The sequence below is a fragment of the Quyinboa ferrireducens genome (assembly GCF_042436675.1).
Classification (GTDB): Bacteria; Bacteroidota; Bacteroidia; order Bacteroidales; family UBA5342; genus JBHJHP01.
The window spans coordinates 1-21,557 of record NZ_JBHMVA010000018.1 but is presented as its reverse complement, the minus strand read 5'-3'; the positions used below and the strand labels follow the sequence as shown (position 1 = coordinate 21,557).

General features: G+C 38.9%; 17 protein-coding genes. 8 read left to right on the top strand and 9 right to left on the bottom strand.

From position 1 onward, the window contains the following. Position 1: 1 nt before the first annotated feature. Together ACE01N_RS18425 and ACE01N_RS18420 are read right to left on the bottom strand one after the other, a co-directional pair. Entirely contained in the window at positions 2 to 1,441 is a 1,440-nt protein-coding gene (locus ACE01N_RS18425; RefSeq protein WP_438826953.1) for a circularly permuted type 2 ATP-grasp protein, read from the bottom strand. 429 nt (positions 1,442 to 1,870) lie between these two features. Then, a complete protein-coding gene (locus ACE01N_RS18420) occupies positions 1,871 to 2,560 on the bottom strand; it encodes an NADPH-dependent F420 reductase (RefSeq protein ID WP_380592161.1) in 690 nt (229 codons plus the stop codon). 257 nt (positions 2,561 to 2,817) lie between these two features. Between ACE01N_RS18420 and ACE01N_RS18415 the strand changes: the two genes are divergently transcribed. From ACE01N_RS18415 to ACE01N_RS18395, 5 genes are all read left to right on the top strand, one after another. Further along, the gene (locus ACE01N_RS18415) at positions 2,818 to 3,708 is read left to right on the top strand and encodes an AraC family transcriptional regulator (RefSeq protein ID WP_380592159.1); all 891 of its coding nucleotides are present in this window, start codon (positions 2,818 to 2,820) and stop codon (positions 3,706 to 3,708) included. Positions 3,709 to 3,799: 91 nt separating this feature from the next. Next, a complete protein-coding gene (locus tag ACE01N_RS18410) occupies positions 3,800 to 4,516 on the top strand; it encodes a pirin family protein (RefSeq protein ID WP_380592157.1) in 717 nt (238 codons plus the stop codon). Positions 4,517 to 4,549: 33 nt separating this feature from the next. After that, entirely contained in the window at positions 4,550 to 5,119 is a 570-nt protein-coding gene (locus ACE01N_RS18405; protein ID WP_380592155.1) for a YceI family protein, read from the top strand. A gap of 141 nt (positions 5,120 to 5,260) precedes the next feature. Beyond that, the gene (gene tal, locus ACE01N_RS18400; protein WP_380592153.1) at positions 5,261 to 6,217 is read left to right on the top strand and encodes a transaldolase; all 957 of its coding nucleotides are present in this window, start codon (positions 5,261 to 5,263) and stop codon (positions 6,215 to 6,217) included. Between the two features lie 11 nt (positions 6,218 to 6,228). Beyond that, on the top strand, positions 6,229 to 6,570 hold the full coding sequence (locus tag ACE01N_RS18395; protein ID WP_375727231.1) for a cupin domain-containing protein: 342 nt from the start codon (positions 6,229 to 6,231) through the stop codon (positions 6,568 to 6,570). Between the two features lie 2 nt (positions 6,571 to 6,572). Here ACE01N_RS18395 and ACE01N_RS18390 read toward each other — a convergent pair whose 3' ends face one another. Further along, on the bottom strand, positions 6,573 to 7,370 hold the full coding sequence (locus tag ACE01N_RS18390; RefSeq protein ID WP_380592150.1) for a metal-dependent hydrolase: 798 nt from the start codon (positions 7,368 to 7,370) through the stop codon (positions 6,573 to 6,575). 77 nt (positions 7,371 to 7,447) lie between these two features. Here ACE01N_RS18390 and ACE01N_RS18385 point away from each other — a divergent pair, with 77 nt between their 5' ends. From ACE01N_RS18385 to ACE01N_RS18375, 3 genes are all read left to right on the top strand, one after another. Beyond that, complete coding sequence (locus ACE01N_RS18385) at positions 7,448 to 10,363, top strand: bifunctional fucokinase/fucose-1-phosphate guanylyltransferase (protein ID WP_380592258.1); 2,916 nt, start codon at positions 7,448 to 7,450, stop codon at positions 10,361 to 10,363. Positions 10,364 to 10,371: 8 nt separating this feature from the next. Next, complete coding sequence (locus tag ACE01N_RS18380) at positions 10,372 to 11,553, top strand: glycosyltransferase family 4 protein (protein WP_380592148.1); 1,182 nt, start codon at positions 10,372 to 10,374, stop codon at positions 11,551 to 11,553. A gap of 264 nt (positions 11,554 to 11,817) precedes the next feature. After that, positions 11,818 to 14,244, top strand: coding sequence for a glycoside hydrolase family 2 TIM barrel-domain containing protein (locus ACE01N_RS18375; protein WP_380592146.1), 2,427 nt, complete (start codon positions 11,818 to 11,820; stop codon positions 14,242 to 14,244). Between the two features lie 390 nt (positions 14,245 to 14,634). Here ACE01N_RS18375 and ACE01N_RS18370 read toward each other — a convergent pair whose 3' ends face one another. The 6 genes from ACE01N_RS18370 to ACE01N_RS18345 form a co-directional block, all read right to left on the bottom strand. Next, complete coding sequence (locus tag ACE01N_RS18370) at positions 14,635 to 16,347, bottom strand: T9SS type A sorting domain-containing protein (RefSeq protein WP_380592144.1); 1,713 nt, start codon at positions 16,345 to 16,347, stop codon at positions 14,635 to 14,637. Between the two features lie 158 nt (positions 16,348 to 16,505). Continuing rightward, positions 16,506 to 18,713: a catalase/peroxidase HPI gene (katG, locus tag ACE01N_RS18365; protein ID WP_380592142.1), complete on the bottom strand. Its 2,208-nt coding sequence runs from the start codon at positions 18,711 to 18,713 to the stop codon at positions 16,506 to 16,508. 76 nt (positions 18,714 to 18,789) lie between these two features. After that, on the bottom strand, positions 18,790 to 19,203 hold the full coding sequence (locus ACE01N_RS18360) for a Fur family transcriptional regulator (protein WP_380592140.1): 414 nt from the start codon (positions 19,201 to 19,203) through the stop codon (positions 18,790 to 18,792). Between the two features lie 200 nt (positions 19,204 to 19,403). Then, positions 19,404 to 20,267 (bottom strand): hypothetical protein, encoded by an 864-nt coding sequence (locus ACE01N_RS18355; RefSeq protein WP_380592138.1) that lies wholly within the window; start codon positions 20,265 to 20,267, stop codon positions 19,404 to 19,406. A 67-nt stretch (positions 20,268 to 20,334) separates the two neighbouring features. Continuing rightward, a complete protein-coding gene (locus ACE01N_RS18350) occupies positions 20,335 to 20,754 on the bottom strand; it encodes a peptidase associated/transthyretin-like domain-containing protein (RefSeq protein WP_380592136.1) in 420 nt (139 codons plus the stop codon). A gap of 31 nt (positions 20,755 to 20,785) precedes the next feature. After that, a complete protein-coding gene (locus ACE01N_RS18345; RefSeq protein ID WP_380592134.1) occupies positions 20,786 to 21,409 on the bottom strand; it encodes a hypothetical protein in 624 nt (207 codons plus the stop codon). Positions 21,410 to 21,557 lie beyond the last annotated feature (148 nt).

Sequence of the window (21,557 nt, the reverse complement as noted above, 5' to 3'; positions counted from 1 at the left end):
TTTAAATATTATCCAAAACCCAGGTGTCCTTACTTCCTCCGCCCTGCGATGAATTCACCACAAGTGAATCCTTTTTCAGGGCTACTCTCGTTAAAGCACCGGGAATGATTTTAACATCCTTACCGTAAAGTATATATGGTCGCAGATCTACATGTCTGCCATCAATAGAACCCTCCGTTAGCGTCGGAACTCTTGATAAATTAATAGTAGGCTGCGCAATGTAATTCCTTGGATTGGCTTTTATTTTTTTAATGAATATCTGTTGCTCCTCTTTCGTGGATTTTGGTCCGATAAGCATCCCGTAACCACCGGATCCATCGGTTTGTTTAATCACCAGCTTATCAATATTTTCAATCACATATTTAAGATCGCTTTCTTCTGAGCAAATGTAAGTTTTAACGTTAGGAATTATAATATCTTCTCCAAGATAGTATTTTACGATACGTGGAATATAGGCATACACTGCCTTATCATCAGCTACTCCTGTTCCGGGTGCATTTACGAGTACAACATTTCCTTTTCTATAGGCATTAAAAAGTCCGGATGTCCCCAATATTGAATCTTTCCGGAATACCATCGGATCGAGAAAATCATCATCAACCCTTCTGTATATTACATCAACCTTTTGTAATCCCTTTGAAGTGATCATATATACGATATCGTTCTTTACAACAAGATCTCTTCCTTCTACAAGCTCAGCACCCATTTGCTGAGCCAGGTAGGCGTGTTCAAAATATGCCGAGTTATAAATTCCGGGTGTAAGTACCACAATATTTGCATTCTGAACCGGAGTAAGTGACTCCAGCATATCACGCAAATGATGCGTATAATTATAAACCGGCCGGACATGCAGTTTTTCAAAAAGTTCAGGGAAGGTACGTTTAAGAATTTCCCTGTTTTCAAGCATATAGGATACACCGGACGGGCATCTCAGATTATCTTCAAGCACGTAAAAATTACCATCTTCACCTCGAATCAGATCCGTTCCGGTGATATGGCTCCAAACATTAAGTGGTGGTTTTATTCCCATACACTCTTTAAGGTATGATTTGGTCCCTGCAATCAACTCATGTGGGATGATCTTGTCTTTTAGTACCTTTTGCTCATTATATAAATCATCAATGAACATATTCAATGCAATAATGCGCTGAGTCAAACCTTTTTCAAGATAATTCCAGTCACTTCCATCTATTATTCTCGGAAGAATATCAAGATGTAATATGCGTTCTATTCCCTGGTTGTCACTGTAAACATTAAAAGTCATGCCCAATGATAATTGTGCCCTGTCTGTTGAATGCTGCAGGAAGTTAAGTTTGGTCCAACCCAGTTTATCCAGTCTTTTTTTGAATAATTTATAATGAGGTCTGACTTTTCCATTTGCGTCAAACATTTCATCATAAAAACCTTTTGCGATATATTGATCAAAACTTATTCTTGGCATATACCTTTTTGAATTTGTTATACTTAATTGTCAAGCTCCTGTACAGACCATTAAAACCTTATCCTGTTTATTCTGATCAGGCATTTTGCTATTTAATTTGAATTATTCATTATAATTCATCAAGCTTCCCAGGCATGAACCTAAAAATCATGGACAGAACTTAAAGTCTAAATCTGATGCAATTATAGCAAAATATTACATAAAAGTGTGTTAAATGTGTCAAAAAGTTTATTTATAGATATAATTATAGTGCATTGTGGTATTTATTATCTTTTTAAGGTTTCAAAATTACTTTATTATAGTCAGCTGTCGGATTCCTTTAAGGATACATCAATTTCAAGCGTAACATATTAGTATATTTTTTTAACGTCATTTATTTTCGTTAGCCCATGAATTGTATAAGCGGCAACGAAACATAATATTTATTAGCTATTTATCTGCTTGAATATGAAAATTGAAATTTGCATGTCCGAATGTGCCGTACAGTCTGAGCCAGATCGGCAGGAGCATTTCCATTCCTCTTGCGGCAGTGATGTCTCCAAGATCCAGAATATTCTCATGTTTCCATCCAATACTGTAAAGCAGGTGTTTTACCATCTGTCTTGCATTTTCATCATTCCCGCAAACGAATACATTGTGATCGCCTGCAATCGTTACCGGATGCATCATGATTACAGTATTCATGGTATTCAGGCTTTTTACGACCAGGGTTTCAGGAAATTCACGTTGAATCTGTTCTGCAAGGGAGTCTGTATTGCATACTGCCAGGGAAGGAGGCATGCCTTTTGAAAAATCCAAAGGATTGGCAACATCAAGCAGGACTTTACCTTTAAGTGTTTCTTTACCAACTGTTTTTAACACAGCCAGGGATACTGAGCCATTCGTTGCATTTATAACCAGATCAGCTTCATTTGCTGCTTCATTGAATGCCATTAATGTTACAGCTGAGTTAATCTTATGCCATTCAGAAAATGATGTTCCGGTCATCTGATTTGGTTCTGTACGCTGGATGGTTTCATGCGGATTGCGTGTTCCCATAACCACCTGATGGTGTAATTCAACAAGCCGGCTGGCAATGGTTTGTCCTACAACACCGGTCCCTAATATTGTAACTTTCATGTATAAAATGCTTTTAATGAGCTTACTTCAGTTTATTGTCTTTTTTCAGCATAGTCCGACAATCTACCGTAAACAGCAGATTTAATCTGTTATGAAAGCAAGCAAAATGGGAATGTATACCTGTATAAAGCAATTAAAATGAGAGAATTAATTGCATTATTAAAGGTATGAAAATGTGATATTAAAGTCAATTTTTTCATTAAAAGAAACAAAATTAGTACATCAGGTGTTTTTAAAGTTCCAACAATCCGGAAAAAATGCTTAGAGGTCATACCGAAATAAGAACATATGCCTTAACAGATCAGAATGATGATCCTGTTGAGTTTATTTTGAAAGATGTGGCAGCATTGTATGATGAGATGGAAGGAAGACCGGATAAACCTCACCGTCACGATTATTATACCATCATTCTTTTGGAAAAAGCGAAAGGCATTCATAACATCGATTTTAAAAGTTATGATATGTTCGATAAGAGCCTGTATTTCGTATATCCGGGTCAGGTTCACCAGGTCATTGCATCAGAACGTCCTTCCGGTTGGGTGTTGAATTTCAGTAAGTTATTCCTGATAAAAAACAATATTCACGACAAAATGGTGGATGATGTTTATTTGTTTAATGAGCACGGAGAAACACCACCACTTCCTTTAAACAATGAGCAGTTTGAATATTACAGGACCATTGTCAGCCATATTTGTGACTATTCTCAGATGCAGCTGGAATATAAAAGTGATGCGCTTGGTGCATTGTTGAAATTATTGCTGATTCAGAGTAATAACCATTGTTCACTTAACAAAGCAAAAGATCTTCAATCTCTGGAGGCAGGAAATCTGTTGGTAAGAAATTTCAAGAATTTAATTGAGCAGCATTTTCGGATCAACCATAAAGTATCGGATTATGCTGATATGTTATCTGTGACCAGTGACTACCTTAATAAGTCGGTTAAAGCGCTGACAGGTAAATCAGCCAAAGAATATATTTTACATCGGATTATTCTTGAAGCCAAACGTTCGTTGTTATTTACTGAATTAACCAACAAGGAACTGGCTTATGAGCTTGGATTTGAAGAACCGGCTCATTTCAGTAACTTTTTTAAGCGGTATAGTGGTGTAGCACCGTTAGAATTCCGCAATACAGCCCGACAGAACTGATTTTTGCAATACCCGACCTGATTTTCGCATGGTCTGCCGTACTAACTCACCGTACCTTTGTAGTGTAATTTAAAACAAAAGGGAGTGAGATATGAAAACCATAATTCATAAGGCAAACAGTAGGGGACACGCCAATCACGGTTGGTTGGATACCCATCATACATTCAGTTTTGCGAATTATTATGATCCTGAACGTATTCATTTCGGTGCACTCCGCGTATTGAACGATGATGAAGTGGCACCGGGAAAGGGATTCGGGATGCATCCGCATGATAATATGGAAATTATTTCCATTCCGTTATCCGGTGATCTTGAACATAAGGATAATATGGGTAACCAGGCAGTAATCAGGGAAGGAGATGTGCAGGTAATGAGTGCGGGAACAGGTGTGTTTCACAGTGAATATAACCGTAACAGCGATAAGTCGGTGAAGTTTCTTCAGATATGGGTTTTTCCTGACCGCAAAAATATTGAACCACGCTATGATCAGGTTTCAATTCGTGACTTGAAAACAGAAAATGAACTCTTTCAGGTCCTTTCGCCTGATAAAAGTGATAAGGGTGTTTGGGTCTATCAGAAAGCCTGGTTTAGTATGGGACATTTTACAGCACACGAAACGGTAGAGTATGAACTTAAAGATCCCAGTGATGGTGTGTATGTTTTTGTTTTGGAAGGAAATGTATCCATTGAAGGAAATAACTTAAGTAAACGTGATGGAATTGGGATCAGCGAAACGGAAAAAATAAAAATAGAAACAGAAAACGGAACATCGCTTTTAGTGATGGAAGTTCCGATGCATATAGGATAATAAATATTATAAATCAATTTAAACAAATAAGCAATGAAAACAATTAATCTTTTAATTTTTGTAGTGCTGAGTGCGCTGGTTAGCAATGTCTCAGCCGAAGAATTGACGGCCAATACCAAAAAAAGTGAAATTACCTGGGTTGGAAAAAAAGTTGGAGGTCAACATAATGGGACCGTAGGTTTGAAAAGTGGTTCCATTGAGGTAAAAAATAATGTTATTTCAGGTGGAGAGTTTGTGGTGGATATGAGCACCATTAAAAATCTGGACCTTGAGAGTGAAGAGTATAACCAGAAACTGGTTAATCATCTTAAATCCGATGACTTCTTTGGAGTGGCGAAACATCCGGAAGCCAAACTGGTTATCAAAGGGAAATCTCCGCTGAAGAATGGTAAAGCTACTGTTAAAGGAGATCTTACCATAAAAGGGATCACGCATCCTGTAACCTTTGATGTGACAAAGGAAGAAAACACATATGCAGCAAATATAAATATTGACAGGGCAAAGTATGATGTGCGGTATGGGTCAGGTTCATTTTTTGATAACCTGGGAGACAAAGTGATTGATGACATCTTTGTTCTTGGAGTAACTTTAGTGGTTGAATAACATTTTTCAACACTATTGTGAAATAAAAACCTGTGGTTGTTTCCACAGGTTTTTTTGTGTTAAAGAATTGAACAAATACAGTGTTTTTATGCTTATAACTAAAACGTTATAAACGTTCTGATATATTAAAAATTCAAAACCATGAATACACTTGAACAATTCAAACAATTTACAAAAGTCGTGGCTGATACAGGCGATTTTGGATCAATTAAAGATTATAAACCCCAGGATGCAACCACGAATCCGTCTCTTATATTAAAAGCCTCGCAAAATAAGCAATATGCAAAACTGATTGATGAGGCAATTGAGTTTGCTAAAAAGCATGAACCGGATAAAGCTAAACAGCTGGATCTGGCTATGGACCGGGTTGCTGTAAATTTTGGACTTGAAATATTGAGAATTGTACCTGGCAGGGTTTCTACCGAGGTAGACGCAAGATTAAGTTTTGATACCGAAAAAACGGTTGAAAAAGCACGGCATATCATTGATATGTACGAAAAAGAAGGTGTGATGCGAGAAAAAATTCTCATAAAAATAGCATCTACCTGGGAAGGTATACAGGCGGCTAAAATTTTAAAGGAAGACGATATTCACTGTAATATGACACTGCTTTTTAGTAAGGCTCAGGCCATTGCATGTGCTGTGGCAGGTTTGCAGCTTATTTCTCCATTCGTGGGAAGAATTCACGACTGGTACAAAAAAGATTGGGGCGTGGATTCTATTTCTGCAGAAGATGATCCGGGTGTGAAATCTGTAGCGGATATTTTTACGTATTATAAAAAGTTTGGCTATGAAACCGAAGTGATGGGAGCCAGCTTTAGAAATACAGGAGAAATTCTTAAATTAGCCGGATGCGATCTGCTCACGATTTCGCCGGATCTTTTAGAAGAAATGGAAGGTATGGATGTAGCGGTGGAACGCCAGCTTTCTGTGGATGAGGCCAAGAAGGCTGATATTGAGAAGATTAAAGTGGATGAAAAAACATTCCGTTGGATGTTGAACGAAGATGCAATGGCTACGGAAAAACTGGCTGAAGGGATTCGGAAATTCAGTGCCGATTTGATAAAACTGGAAGAGTTGATGAAGGAAAAACTATAATCTGATATTAAATGACTGTATTAAAATTTGATGAAACACCTTATGAAAAGGTCAAAGAAGGCTTACAACGAAAAATCATCCATACGGAAAACCTGATGACAGTAGTTATTGATTTTACCAATGGTCCTTGGAGTGAGCCTGAACCTCCGCATAATCATCCGCACGAACAGACTGCTTATGTGGCCGAGGGAGAACTTATTTTTCTCTGCGAAGGTGAACCCGATCAACACTTAAAAGCGGGTGATATGTATTCTGTGCCACCTTATAAAATGCATACTATTCAGTTGCTCAGTCCTACGGCCAGAATTGTGGATAACTTTACACCTTTGCGGGAAGACTTTTTGAAAAAGTAAATTCAGAAATTGAAAGGAACTTTTTTATCAAAATAATCCATCCAGGAATATAATCTTTTACCAAGGATTTGTTTCTGGATTTCTTTTGATTGCAGCTCAAAATTATTGTATTCTTTTTTAAACGAGGTGTAGTCAAAATTCTGAGGACGAGACTTTATTTGTACAATGCAGAATATAAGGCCAGTTACAAAAATTAGCGGCGTTAATTTTCTTGCTTTTATTTTTGGGAGAAGTAAAATTGTAAGGTTGACGGCCGCAACTCCGGCTATGATTAAAAATAAATCATAATTATTCCACCACCAGATTTCGCCGGTTCCACCGGAATAATCTGAAGATGGCCAGAAAAGATTTATTCCTTCCCATGTATATCCGGGTGTAGGCATATCTTCCAGCAGATGAATGATGTAGCCTGCGCAAAAGGCAAGAAGAATCAAAGAACTTCTTTTAAGATGAATGATGAAATTTTCTTTGGGATGTTTTCCACGACCATTTTTAAACAGAAAAAGTAAAGAACCTAAAATTAGTGTGATTAAAAATGCCGCAAAAAATGAATGGAAGAAACCATGATGTGAATACCAGTATTGTGCATAGTAAATCTTGTTTCCATCTTGCAGATTGAAGGTGCTGCCAAATGTTTTATCAAATCCTGACCATAAACTGAAAACGTCAAAATCAGGTAATATACCACCAATTGCAGAAACAGATAAAATACTGGTTTTAGCCATAAATCCTCGCCTTGAAAAAGACGCAAGAACTGTTCCTACAGCCACGCCGGAAACCATATGTGTTAGTATATCCATGTTATCTGAAGGCTAAAATATAATAGTTTTTGACGGTTATCACTTATTTCTATTTTGGTTTTATATCACTACTTTTGGTGAGTATTCCGGTATTACTGCCGGTTTTACAATATTATTTAACAGATTCAAAACCCAATAAAATGCAATATCTTTTGTCGCTGCCGGAAAATCTGGTATCAGCTTTTCATACCATAACGCATTATTCACCAGAAAATTGGTTCGTGGCTTCCGATCCTCCGGGAAATAAAATTGGTTCAGGAGGCGGTACTGCTTTTCTTCTTTCAGAACATTCCAAAAAGCTGGGCGGCATGGAAAATTATCTCTCGCAGGATAAGAAGATTATTATTCATGCAGGAGGACAGAGCAGGCGCCTTCCGGGGTATGCGCCATCCGGTAAAATACTGACGCCTATTCCGGTGTTCAGATGGAGTCGTGGACAAAGCCTTGATCAGACTCTGCTTGATTTGCAGTTGCCTTTGTTGGAACGGGTAATGAGCCTGACATCTCCGGATCAAAATACACTGATTGCCAGTGGTGATGTGATGATCCTTACCGGTGATTCCGATATTTCAGTTCCGGATGCAGATGTGGTATGTCTGGGCATTTGGGTTGATCCGCATCTGGCAGCCCGTCATGGTGTCTTTTTTACGCCCAAAAATAATCCACGTCAACTCGATTTTATGCTCCAGAAGCCCGATCACCAAAAGATTGAATCGCTCGCTACATCTCATTTGTTTATGATGGATATCGGCATTTGGATCCTGAGCGATAAAGCTGTTAATCTGCTTATGAAAAGGAGTGGTTGGGAGAAAGATAAATTTAAAAACGGTATTCCTGATTATTATGACCTGTACAGCACGTTCGGTGTGGCTTTGGGTACAAAACCGGATGTGAAGGATGAAGAGCTGAATGCATTGACGGTTGGAATCGTGCCTTTAAACAAAGGAGAATTCTATCATTATGGTACATCACGTGAATTGATTTCTTCTACCGAGAAGATCCAAAACAGGATCAAAGATCAGAGAGCTATCTGGCATAACCGGGTGAAGGTTCATCCTTCATTATTCGTGCAGAATGCAGAATCCTCGGTTCAGTGGAATGCCGGTCATTATAATGTTTGGATCGAAAACAGTCATGTTCCGTCGGACTGGAAACTGAATCATGATCATATCATAACCGGTGTGCCTGAGAACGACTGGAAGTTGAATTTACCTGCAGGTATGTGCCTCGATATTATTCCGGTTGGAACTGAAAGATACTGTATCCGGCCATATAGCATCGATGATGCTTTTCGTGGTGCCTTGGCTGATCCGAACACAACATGGATGGGCACATCATTTGCAGACTGGCTAAAAGAGCGAACCCTCGATTTCTCTAAAGCAGATCTTGATGGTGATGCGGATATTCAATCATCTGCTATTTTCCCGGTTCTGACAAAAAAAGAATTAAGCGAAGGTATTATAAAATGGATGATGGATAATATCAGCGATAATGCTGCCCAGGGACTTTGGTTATCCTCCGAACGGTATTCTGCAGATCAGATAAGCGCCAATGCCAACCTGGAACGTCTTCAGGATCAACGCAAAAAATACAGATTATTGAACTTATCCGGTCTGGCAAAAAATTATCAGCACAGCGTGTTTTACCAGGCAAACCTGAAACAAATTGCAGGTGAATTTGTGGCAGGTCAGCTTCCGTTGCCACGGAATCTTGATGAATCGGTTTCGCCTATGATCCGCTTCAGGGACCATATGTTTCGTTCTGAGGTTCTGAAACAAAGTGGCAAAGATGGTTCAGGCCAGGAACAACAGGCATTTGAGGTGCTGCAAAAAGCTATTGTTAGTTCCATAGAGCATAATCCTTTGCCTCAGTTAAATATTTGTTCTGATCAGATCATCTGGGGACGAAGTCCTATACGCCTGGATCTGGCCGGTGGCTGGTCCGATACGCCTCCATTCTGTCTGCAAAGCGGAGGTAGTGTATTGAATATGGCTGTTGAACTGAACGGTCAACCTCCAATTCAGGTATACATTCGTTTATCCAGTGAGAAAAAAATTACCCTGAGGTCTATAGATATAGGTATTGCAGAGAAAATTAGTACATACGATGAACTGAGGAATTTCAATGTGGTTGGTTCTGCGTTTTCTATTCCAAAAGCTGCATTATGCCTGGCAGGTTTTCATCCCGATTTTTGCGGAACCAAATATGTTTCGTTAGAGAAGCAACTGGATGCATTTGGTGGTGGTTTTGAGATCTCTTTGTTGGCGGCGATTCCCAAAGGTTCCGGGCTGGGAACCAGCTCTGTGTTGGCAGCAACAGTACTGGGAACCTTATCAGATTTCTGCTCCCTGAACTGGGATCTGCAATCCATTGGCCATCGCACCCTTATTCTGGAGCAATTGCTAACCACAGGCGGCGGCTGGCAGGATCAGTATGGGGGTATTTTCCCCGGAGTTAAACTGCTGGAATCAGAACCGGGAACTCAGGAGGTGATGAATGTACGCTGGTTACCGGATCATGTGTTTACCGATGTCAATACCAAAGGCAACTGGTTACTGTATTATACCGGTGTTACCCGTGTGGCAAAAAATATTCTGGCAGAAATCGTACGGGGTATGTTTCTGAATGAGGGGTACAGACTCAGACTCTTAAACGATATCAGACAGCACTCATACGCCATGGCAGAGGCTATTCAAAGAAATGATTTTAAACGGACAGGTGAACTGATTGCCCGCTCATGGCAGCTTAATATGGCTTTGGATTCAGGCACAAACACGCTTGAGGTTCAGCAGATTATTGATAAGATAAAAGATTATACCTTCGGTTTTAAATTGCTTGGAGCCGGTGGTGGAGGATATATGCTGATATGTGCAAAGGATTCGGAAGCAGCGGCAAAAATACAGAATGTGCTTACCAGTGAACCACCCAATAACAGGGCAAGGTTTGTAAGCATGGATGTCAGTCAGCTGGGATTTCAGGTTTCAAGGTCGTAATAAAGGAATTGTATAGATTAATATCTAATGGATTAGAAGATAATATTTTAAAAGATATAATCACAGTTATATATACAGTGAAACAAAAAAAAGCAGTATTCTTACGGGTGGGTAGTTTTTCAAACGTAAATAAATCAATATTAGTGGAACTTCAAACTAATTTTCCGGATATTGAGTTTGAAGATGTAGATATTGCACCTTATATCAATAGAAAAGATTTATTAAATCTTTTCTATTGCATAAAAGAATATAAGTATGGTATATTAAATAGAAATAATTTAAAAAGATTTTACATAAAAACCCCTTATATATTTAATAAAGTTAAAAATATTGTTCATAAAAAGGTGAATTTTAATGAATATACATTCTCATTTCAAACACAATCAATGTTTGATTTTAGTTGTCCGGATGTCCCACATTTTTTATATACAGATCATACACACCTAGAAAACTTAAAATATCCTGGTTTTGATGAACGAAATTTAGCGTCGCGCAAATGGATAGAATGCGAGAAAGATATTTATAAAAATGCGACTCTTAATTTTACGATGAGTGAAAATATAAAAAAATCAATTATAAATGATTATGAATGTAGTACTAAGAGGGTTTTATGTGTTAAGAGCGGTTCAAATCTTAAGGAAGATAGAGGCTTGTCATCAAACCTGAACAACAATTACTCTAATAAGAATATATTATTCGTTGGTATAAATTGGGAAAGAAAGGGAGGTCCGGTATTAATAGAAGCTTTTAAAAAAATACGTCATATTCATCCTGATGCTACACTTACTATTGTTGGTTGTTCGCCAAAGTTACAAGTAGAAAATTGTCATATTGTAGGAAAGATACCTTTAAAAGATGTTGAATATTATTATAAACATGCATCGATATTTGTTCTTCCTACTAATGTTGAGCCTTTTGGATTAGTATTTATTGAAGCAATGGCTAACAGGCTTCCTATTATTGGAACAAATATTGGGGCTATACCAGAATTTATTCAGGAAAATGTGAATGGATATTTGGTAGAACCAAATAATTCAAACCATCTATTTAGCAGTATTTTAGAATTAATAGAGCACCCGGAACGGTGTAAAGCTTTTGGAGAATGTGGGTATAAAATTTTCAAAGAAAACTATAATTGGGAGAAAGTGGGGCAGAAAATGTGTTCAAAAATAAAAGAAGTCATTGAATAGTTATTTTTCAAATCAATATGCAGTCAATTACTTGGTGTTTGTGTTTTAGAAATAACAATCCAGCTTATGATATATATTTGAAATATATATTGTTTTAATATTTTTAAATCTTTACAATTCATAAGCAATATTTTTTGTCAGCTCAATTATTTACCATTTATTGCTGAATTTCTACTTGTTCATTGTAACCTTGATTGGTATATTTGTTAATTGTAAATGAACCCCGTTTTGATATCAGTTAACTACTTTATAACAACACATATCATGAAAACCTTTAAGACAACACTAACACTTATTGTCACTTTGTTGACAATCATGACAACCAATGCTCAGGTTTCATTTGGAACTCCCCAAAAAATAAACGACAACTGGAAATTTATTCTGGCTGATCCGAAAAACGCATCCGAAACAAACTTTGACGACAGTAAATGGCGCACACTTGATCTTCCTCATGACTGGTCGGTTGAAGGTACGCTTAATCCATCATTGTACAGCTGTACAGGATATTTGCCGGGTGGAATAGGCTGGTACCGTAAATCGCTTGATATTCCAAAGGATAAATCAGCTGAAAAAGTCTACCTCTACTTCGAAGGTGTGTACAACCGCAGCAAGGTCTATCTAAACGGACACCTATTAGGCGAACGGCCCAACGGCTATATCTCATTTATGTACGATGCCACGCCTTACATTAAATACGGTGAACCAAATGAGGTGGCTGTACGCGTGGATCACAGCCGGCAGGCAGATTCCAGGTGGTACACCGGATCGGGAATTTACAGGAATGTATGGTTGGTGTATGCCAACCCGGTTCATATTTCTGAATGGGGTGTGTTTGTTTACCCGGAATCATCTTCAGCTAAGAAGGCAACGTTAAAAGTAGAAACTTCGGTGACAAATAGTTCAGATAAAGCTGCTAAGCTGGATATTGTAAACGAACTATATACTGCAGATGGAAAAAAGGTAGCTCAATCTGTTTCGAAACTTTCTGTGTCACAGAATGAGTCAAATAAAACATTGACATCATTAAATGTAAAGAATCCTGAGCTTTGGAGTCTGGATTCACCTAACCTTTATACACTCAAAACCACTGTAAAAAGCGGGAATAAAGTTTTGGATCAGACTGAAACAAAAACCGGCATTCGATCCTTTACATTTGATCCGGATAAGGGATTCGCGCTCAACGGAAAATGGATGAAGGTTAAAGGTGTTTGCCTGCATCACGACGGTGGCGTATTAGGGGCTGCAGTGCCAAAACTGGTTTGGGAAAAACGACTGAAAGAACTGAAGGAAATCGGATGTAATGCTATTCGTACGAGCCATAATCCACAGGCACCCGATTTATATGCATTATGTGATGAACTTGGCTTGCTGGTTATGGATGAAGCCTTCGATGAATGGGAATTTCCGAAACGGAAGTGGCTGGAAGGCTGGAATGTTGGAACACCCGGATTTGAAGGATCATACGACTTTTTCGAAGAGTGGAGCAGTCGTGATCTTGGAGATATGGTTCGCCGCGACAGGAATCATCCGTCCATCATGATGTGGAGCATTGGCAATGAAGTGGATTATCCCAACGATCCGTATTCGCATCCGGTGCTGGATGGATCAGCCATCAGTCAGCCAATGTATGGCGGCTACAAGCCTGAGAGCCCTGATGCAAACAGGTTAGGCGATATTGCCAAACGTCTTGTAAAAGTGGTGAAAGAATACGATACATCGCGTCCGGCTACTGCTGCACTGGCCGGTGTGGTTATGTCGAACCAGACAGCTTATCCCGGCGCACTGGATGTGGCCGGTTATAACTACACTGAAAATCGCTACGCCGAAGATCACAAGACATACCCGGATCGTATAATTTACGGCAGCGAAAACCGGCACGATATGGCGGCATGGAAGGCAGTACGGGACAACGATTATATTTTTGGTCAGTTTCTTTGGACTGGTGTGGATTACCTTGGAGAAGCAGGCCGCTGGCCGTCGCGTGGTTTCAACTCCGGTTTAATCAGTCTGGCTAACGTCATTAAACCACGTGGTTATTTCAGGGAAGCATTGTGGAGTAATAAGCCATTTGCTTATGTGGGAACGTATCCCAACTGGAGAAACAGGGATTATAAATCTATCGATGCCTGGCAGATTTGGAATTATAACGAAGGACAGAATATCAGGGTGGTCTGCTATACCAATGCAGCTGAAGCCAAACTGATGCTGAACGGCGAGCAGGTCGGCGAGATAAAACCGTATGATGATGAGACCGGAGTGATTGCCTGGGATATTCCGTTTAAACCCGGTAAACTACAGGTGGTAGGACTGGATAAAGATGGAAAGGAAATATGTACAGATGCCATTCAGACTTCTGAAAGGCCTTTTGCCCTGAAAGCAAATACTGAAGAGAAAATTGTGGATAAAGACAAGGGCTTATCAATTGTTACCATTCAGGTGGTGGATGAAAACGGCGTTCCCGTTATCTTATCTGATGACGAGGTAAGTTGCCGGATTCATGGACCAGCCAAATTGCTGGGACTTGAGGCCGGTAATCCATCGGATATGACCAGTTATACCGACCGCAGCCAGCGCGTATTTATGGGAAAACTCACAGCATACATTCAGGCAAACGGCGAGGCAGGAGAGATCAGTGTAGATTTTTCGGCCCCATGGTTGAAAGGTGCTACGGTGCAAATAAAAGCTGAATAAAGAGGGCTCAGAACACAAGATATTACAGCTGAAAATCAGGTTTCCAATCATAGGGGAGCCTGATTTTTATGTTTTAGTTGTCTGAGGAGCATAATTTCATCCCTTCGGGATTTTAGTTTATTATTTATAATCCAATCATCTCTAAAATATTCTGTAATCCGTTGTCAGATTATTATACAGCCATTTTTATGGATTGATAAATTATCACGGTATTGAGTATGATAAGGTCTTGTAACTTCAGTTAAACCTGACGGGTTGTAATTATTGTAAAACAGCATACATATAGAAAGATAGAAATCCCGAAGGGATGAATTTAAACGATTGGTTTAAATTCATCAAATTGAAAAACCTGACGATACACTTGCACTACAGAAGGATAATACATCAGTATTACCCTTTTTTCACAAACTTGCTGATGCTTTGCTGATCCTCAGAAAAAACTTTAAGCATATAGATTCCCTGTGGGAGATTAATACTATTCAGGTTTATTGTTTCATTGATCCTGCCAGTTCGATTATAATATTTTTCTGTTTTATAGAGGACCATTCCTGATAAATTACAGACTTCTATTTTCAGATTTCCTGTAGTTGCAAGATCAACCATTAAACGCAATTCATTACTCGCCGGGTTTGGGGACACGGTGACCGATAAATTATCAGTGCTTATGGACGGAGCCTGAATGGCTGTGTTGGTTGTATCGCTTGCAGTTGCCAGGTATTCGTTAAAAAATGCATAAAGTTTAGCCAGTGATGCGGTATCCTTTGGTACACCATGGGTATTGTTTGTTAGATCACCAAAACCATTCCCGTAATCTGTTATCGTTGAGACCGGTACATCCAGTGATTCCAGTTTTTCCTTTAAATGTTGAATCTGATCCTGGTAATAATGGGCATCACCGGTATTATAGAAGAACATGACTGGTGATGTGGCTGATGTTTGCACAAGGTTTGCAGATCCCATGGATTCCCACAAGGCCCGGTTGCTATCCAGTGGTCCCCACACCTTTGGACATTTGGACTCAAGGTTTCCATCACCATCGTCAAGTGTATTGAATATCTGTGTAAAATCAAAGACTCCTGATCCCAGTGCTGCCGCCTGAACATCATCCGAAACACCAATGTGGTTGCCTGCATTTTCAAATTCCTCCACAGTTTTATCACCGATGGCCATTGACCCGGCATCCGATCCGCGGGAGAAGCCATAGATCCCTATCTTACCGGATAATCCAAGTGTATCACCTGCGACACGCAGGGTACGCACGGCTGATTTTACTTTTTGTGCTGCATCCGGATTTACTTCATACCCTCCATAATCCTTATCATCACCTTCTATTGGTTTGCCCTTGCCCCAATCGCAGTATTTAGGATGATCTGCAATGGCCCAGGCGATACCTTTAGCTGGTGCACCTTCAAGAAATGAGTCATCGAACATGGCCAGTGTATATCCCAGGAAAAGTCTGAAATGTCGTTTGTTGTTTGTGCTTTTTTCATAGTAACTGTTGCTGTAAGAGAATGACAGTACCACGGGTACTTTCTCTGCTGCATTGGCAGGATATACAATATCCATATACAGTGAATCGAGTGGTCCGTTTGATGAAGGCCAGTTATACACCTTCGGATCATTTTTAAAATAGGATACATCACGTGCAATGCGGTACCCTTCAAAAAGGATATACGATCGGGTAGTGGAACAATCAGTCAGACCACAGAATGATCCGGAATTGATTTCGTCGTTAATGGCTATAATATCATTATTTATTTTAGGAGATACGGCATCTTCACTATTCGCATAATCCAGCTCAATCACCTGGTAGCCCTGCGAGAGCAGCCAGGCCACATCTTCTGCGTTGGTGTTTTGTCCGATTTTATCAAATCCAAGATTTTCAAGGTATACAACGGTCATTTTTTTACCCTCAAGATCTACGGCCTGGTTTTCTGAATTTGTAGTTAGGTAATTTATTGACCCACCTGTAACAATACTGTTCCAGGTTCCTGTTGCTGCCATGGCACTGATTGAAAAGAATGGGATAAGCATATAAAATGCTAATAATCTGAAGGATACTGCTACATGAACGTGAGCAGGGTTTCTTTTTTCGGTTTTCATCACAATATCAATATTAGTATTAAGAACACAATATTACTATAATCCTTTAAGTTATCAATCGAATTGTACTTTAAAATTAGGGATAAGCATTGATATTTAAATAGAAAAGGTGGTCTGAAATCAAACCACCTTTTGCCTTATTGTTTTGTTTTCGCATATTATTTCAGATCAAAACGATCAAGGTTCATTACTTTATCCCAGGCATTCACAAAATCCGTCACAAATTTTTCTTTCGCATCAGAACTGCCATAAACTTCCGCTAATGCTCTGAGTTCAGAATTTGAACCAAAAATGAGATCAACCCGGCTGCCTTTCCATTTTAACCGGTCTGTATAACGGTCGTGTCCTTCAAAGACTTCATGTGATTCATCTGCCGGTTTCCATTCCGTTCCCATATCAAGAAGGTTGATAAAGAAATCGTTGGTTAAAACACCCGGGCTATCTGTAAAAATACCCAGATCAGAACCATCAAAATTGGCTTCTAATGCCCGCATGCCACCTATCAAAACAGTCATTTCCGGTGCAGTAAGGGTGAGCAGTTGTGCTTTGTCAATCAGTAATTCTTCCGTGGCAATAGAGAATTTCTGTTTCAGGTAATTACGAAATCCGTCAGCCACGGGTTCCAGTACCGCGAAATTATCGACATCGGTTTGTTCCTGCGAAGCATCCATTCTGCCTGGTGTAAACGGAACGGTAATTCCAATGCCACCATCTTTTGCTGCTTTTTCAACACCTGCACATCCGCCAAGAATGATAAGGTCTGCGAGCGATACTTTTTTAGCGCCGCTCTGTGCATTGTTAAATTCCCTCTGAATGTTTTCCAGAACATCCAGAACTTTGGCAAGTTCCGGCGGATTATTCACTTCCCAGTTTTTATGTGGTTCGAGGCGAATACGGGCGCCATTGGCACCTCCACGTTTATCCGATCCTCTGAAAGTGGATGCTGAAGCCCAGGCTGTACGCACAAGTTGTGGTACGGAAATACCTGAGATTAATACCTGTTTTTTAAGGTTTTCTACATCATTTTTATCAATTAACGGGTGATCTACAGCTGGAATCGGATCCTGCCACAGCAAATCTTCTGCAGGTACTTCCGGCCCCAGATAACGCGATTTTGGTCCCATATCGCGGTGAGTCAGTTTAAACCAGGCTCTTGCAAACGCATCTGCATACTCATCCGGATGTTCGTAAAATCGTCGGGATATTTTTTCGTATTCCGGGTCGAACCGTAGCGAGAGGTCGGTCGTCAGCATGGTAGGCTTAATCTTTTGTGATGTATCATGCGCATGTGGTATAACATCTTCTGCATTCTTTGCTTCCCACTGATACGCACCCGCCGGACTTTTGGTCAGTTCCCAGTCGTATTTAAACAGGTTTTTAAAAAAGTAGTTACTCCATTTGGCAGGTGTCTGTGTCCATGTAACTTCCAGTCCGCTACCAATGGTATCACCGGCTTTACCGGAACCAAATGAACTTTTCCAACCCAATCCCTGCTCTTCAATTCCGGCCGCTTCGGGTTCAGGTCCCACAAGGGCAGCATCGCCTGCACCATGGGTCTTTCCAAACGAGTGACCACCTGCAATAAGTGCCACTGTCTCTTCATCGTTCATGGCCATACGGGCAAATGTTTCGCGAATATCGTGAGCTGCGGCTACCGGATCAGGCTTACCTCCCGGGCCTTCAGGATTCACATAAATCAATCCCATCTGTACGGCTGCCAACGGATCATCCAGATCGCGGTCGCCCGAATAACGTGGTTTATCATCCAGCCATTCAGTTTCTGTTCCCCAGTACACGTCTTCCTCTGGTTCCCATACATCTTCGCGACCGCCTGCAAATCCAAAGGTTTTAAATCCCATGGATTCCAGGGCCACATTACCGGCCAGAATCATCAGATCTGCCCATGATATTTTACGGCCATATTTTTGCTTGACAGGCCAGATCAGACGGCGGGCCTTATCCAGATTTACATTATCCGGCCAGCTGTTAAGTGGTGCAAAACGTTGTTGTCCCGCGCCGGCACCACCACGGCCATCACCAGTACGGTAAGTTCCTGCACTGTGCCAGGCCATACGGATAAAGAAAGGACCGTAATGCCCAAAATCCGCAGGCCACCAGTCCTGAGAATCTGTCATGACCTTTTCCAGATCTTTTTTAACAGCTTTAAGATCAAGGCTATTGAATTCTTTGGCATAATCAAAGTCTTCACCCATCGGATTTGAAAGCGAGGAGTGTTGTCTGAGTACATTTATTTTTAACTGGTTAGGCCACCAATCACGGTTTTTTGTTCCGCCGGTGCCCACATTCTGTTTTTGTGTTCCCCCGTGAACAGGGCATTTGCTTAAATCATCTGAGTTATGTTCCATTTTACATCAATTTTGTGGTTTATAACAGTGTTAAATTATGAATTTGCCAAGGCCGGGTAAAGATGAGGTTATGGAGCTATGTATCGAATTTACCAATGATCTGAAGCTTCAGGTCTTCAATTTTAAAATTCGGTATATTTTTCTTTTTAAAGTATCCGGCCAGCAGTTCGTTAAGTTCTTCATCATTGTAATCCTCTATCCTGTCCGTTTCGGGACAGTAAAGATGATGATGATTTTCCATGAGTGCGTCATAGCGCATGTGGTCCCTTTCGGTTTGAACCCGTTGAATCAGTCCGCAGGATACAAATGCATCCAGTACCTTGTATACAGTAGCAGTTGAAATATTCGGATGGTTCCTGCGGATAACATCACTTATATTTTCTGCTGTGGGGTGATTTAACGCATAGATAGCATCCAGAATAACCATCCGCTGCGGGGTGACTTTCAGACCTTTTTCTGTGAGTTTATTTCTGAGTTCTTCTGCTTTCATCAAAAATTATTTTTAAAAAAGAATTATTCTTGTTTAATAGTAAACATATTTAAGCTTAATTGGGTTCAGGAATCTGGTAGTTTTAAGAAATCTTATGAAATTAACAGGGTATATGTATGTCAATTGAATAAATACCGAGTAATATGTGTATGCTAAGCATAAATGTAAACACTGAGGAATTCTATTGATAAAAGTTGAAGTTAGTCAATATCTTCTTTATTTTTATAAGCTTCAATTTTTTTGCACCAGCTTTGTTGAATCTCAATGTTTTGTCCATAATCCGTTTCTGTACTGTATGTATTAATCTCTTCTTTTAGTTTATCGTAATACTCATCTAAAATCTTCTGAATTTTGGATCGGCTACTTGTCCTTTTTATTTCATTATTTACATAAGATTCAAGCCTCTGTGCATAGACTTGTGCCAAATCAAAGATTAACTGAATATGTTTTAAATTATAGTCACTCATATAGGATCTTTTAACGCTGGAAGCATCAAAAAAAATAGTGGCATTTGTTCTAAAATTCTTTAAAGTTCCAAGCCAGGCGTTCACTTCTGAGTTCATAAAGATATTGACAGAGATTTTATATGGGATTGATGAATCCTCAGGCAGGAATATTTTAAAGTCATTCCAATTTAACAAAGGTCTGTTCTCATAGCTTAGAATATCTCTTGAATCTGATGACAGAACAACATCCGAGTACTGATTTTCATGTAGTTTATATATGTCAGCTATGCATCTGTAACAGATGTCTGAATCTATCATCTTTTCATAGTAAACAATATTTATTAAATCACCATGGATGTGTTTGGCTTCACTTTTTAATTTGATAAAAACGTTATCTTTTGTAATATTTCCGGGTGCTCCATTGTATTCTAGTTTAAGACTTCCCAAATATTTAGCATCCAGTCCGAATAAGTTTTTATTATGAACAATTTTAGGTTCAGAAGCATTATCAACTGGATTTTGTGGTAAGTCATATGTTCTTGTAACATTATAAAAACCACAACTATTTAAGGTGAAAACGAATGTTATAAGTAATATTGGAATTTTGCTTAGTTTCATATAACACTTCATGGGTGAATTAATTTATTGACTCTTCTTTTTTAATAAAGATCAGAGTATACTTCCACTATTTACCTTTTTGTACCGGAATAATCTTAACGCCGTCATCTTTATCCTTTTTTTCAGGTTTTAGTTTAACACTGACTTTTTTCCCGATTATTTCGGAAAGATAAATGCTACAGGGCTGACTGCCGATAAAAGATATTCTCACGGTTTTGTCTTTTATTTTCATTCCATTATCAATGATCAGCTTTGCTTCTCCGTTTACATGGCTAATTGTGCCTTTAAGTGTGTCTGATTCCCGGTTTAACAATACAATATTAACCCCGACTAATGGCTCACCATTTTCATAAACAACAAATTCAACCGTGTTTTTAGAAGCTGCTTCGCTAAGAATTTCATACTGACAAGTGTCTGCTTTTCCGGAATCCGTTTGACTGAATACGGTGAAGCTGATCAGGTTTAAAATAATAATTATGTATTTCATTGGTATTGTATTTAGTTAATAATGCATGAATTTAATCATAACAGCTTTTTATAATGAATATTGAATCATTTTCAAGGGTAGTTTTTTTATTAATATTTGACCAATTAACCATAGAATCAAATTTTTCCTTTTCAATTTTAAGATTATAATTCAGAAAATAGAATTCACATCCACCATCATCAATCATTTTATAATTATATGGCTTGGATTTTAATATGTCTTTAAATTCCTGATTTAGTATGGTTAATTCTCCTGCTCCATGTATGTTATCAGGTTCATGATTTATTTTTTTGATCTCTTTTATTTCAGCATAATTAATAATGATTGTATCAGAATTTAACGCATAATATATCTTCTCTTTTTTGTTTAATTGCATGGAGTTGATAACCTTAATAATCAATACTTCCGATACTCCGTTTTCCCATTGAGAAAAGTAATAGTAATAATCGTCAGGAAATTTATCCGGTATCTTCAGACCTTGAGTCCATATATTGGCATACCACGCCCTGTTCCATTTAATAAATCCGGTTATTTCTTTATTTTGTTTTGTGGTAATCGTTACATACTTTAATTCCCAACATGCGGTACAATCAGAAAAAATGTTTTGAGTGAAGAGCAATAATGTAAATACTAAGAAAAGGAGTTTTTTCATCATTATATTTTAAGTTAACGTGAGTTCGATCTAAGAAAACACAGAAAAAGTTTGAATAAAAAAAGGTTTTTGATTATATTTAAGTATCTGACATTTAAATATATAGCAATCAAAAACCTTTCATATTATGATCGATAAAATTACTGAAATT

What these genes read in the sequence shown, in the direction of transcription:
- ACE01N_RS18425 (WP_438826953.1), bottom strand. Translation starts at nt 1,441, where the DNA reads ATGCCAAGAATAAGTTTTGATCAATATATCGCAAAAGGTTTTTATGAT.
- ACE01N_RS18345 (WP_380592134.1), bottom strand. Translation starts at nt 21,409, where the DNA reads ATGATGAAAAAACTCCTTTTCTTAGTATTTACATTATTGCTCTTCACT.
- tal (WP_380592153.1), top strand. Translation starts at nt 5,261, where the DNA reads ATGAATACACTTGAACAATTCAAACAATTTACAAAAGTCGTGGCTGAT.
- ACE01N_RS18360 (WP_380592140.1), bottom strand. Translation starts at nt 19,203, where the DNA reads ATGAAAGCAGAAGAACTCAGAAATAAACTCACAGAAAAAGGTCTGAAA.
- ACE01N_RS18350 (WP_380592136.1), bottom strand. Translation starts at nt 20,754, where the DNA reads ATGAAATACATAATTATTATTTTAAACCTGATCAGCTTCACCGTATTC.
- ACE01N_RS18415 (WP_380592159.1), top strand. Translation starts at nt 2,818, where the DNA reads ATGCTTAGAGGTCATACCGAAATAAGAACATATGCCTTAACAGATCAG.
- ACE01N_RS18405 (WP_380592155.1), top strand. Translation starts at nt 4,550, where the DNA reads ATGAAAACAATTAATCTTTTAATTTTTGTAGTGCTGAGTGCGCTGGTT.
- ACE01N_RS18410 (WP_380592157.1), top strand. Translation starts at nt 3,800, where the DNA reads ATGAAAACCATAATTCATAAGGCAAACAGTAGGGGACACGCCAATCAC.
- ACE01N_RS18395 (WP_375727231.1), top strand. Translation starts at nt 6,229, where the DNA reads ATGACTGTATTAAAATTTGATGAAACACCTTATGAAAAGGTCAAAGAA.
- ACE01N_RS18390 (WP_380592150.1), bottom strand. Translation starts at nt 7,370, where the DNA reads ATGGATATACTAACACATATGGTTTCCGGCGTGGCTGTAGGAACAGTT.
- ACE01N_RS18420 (WP_380592161.1), bottom strand. Translation starts at nt 2,560, where the DNA reads ATGAAAGTTACAATATTAGGGACCGGTGTTGTAGGACAAACCATTGCC.
- katG (WP_380592142.1), bottom strand. Translation starts at nt 18,713, where the DNA reads ATGGAACATAACTCAGATGATTTAAGCAAATGCCCTGTTCACGGGGGA.
- ACE01N_RS18375 (WP_380592146.1), top strand. Translation starts at nt 11,818, where the DNA reads ATGAAAACCTTTAAGACAACACTAACACTTATTGTCACTTTGTTGACA.
- ACE01N_RS18370 (WP_380592144.1), bottom strand. Translation starts at nt 16,347, where the DNA reads ATGAAAACCGAAAAAAGAAACCCTGCTCACGTTCATGTAGCAGTATCC.
- ACE01N_RS18355 (WP_380592138.1), bottom strand. Translation starts at nt 20,267, where the DNA reads ATGAAACTAAGCAAAATTCCAATATTACTTATAACATTCGTTTTCACC.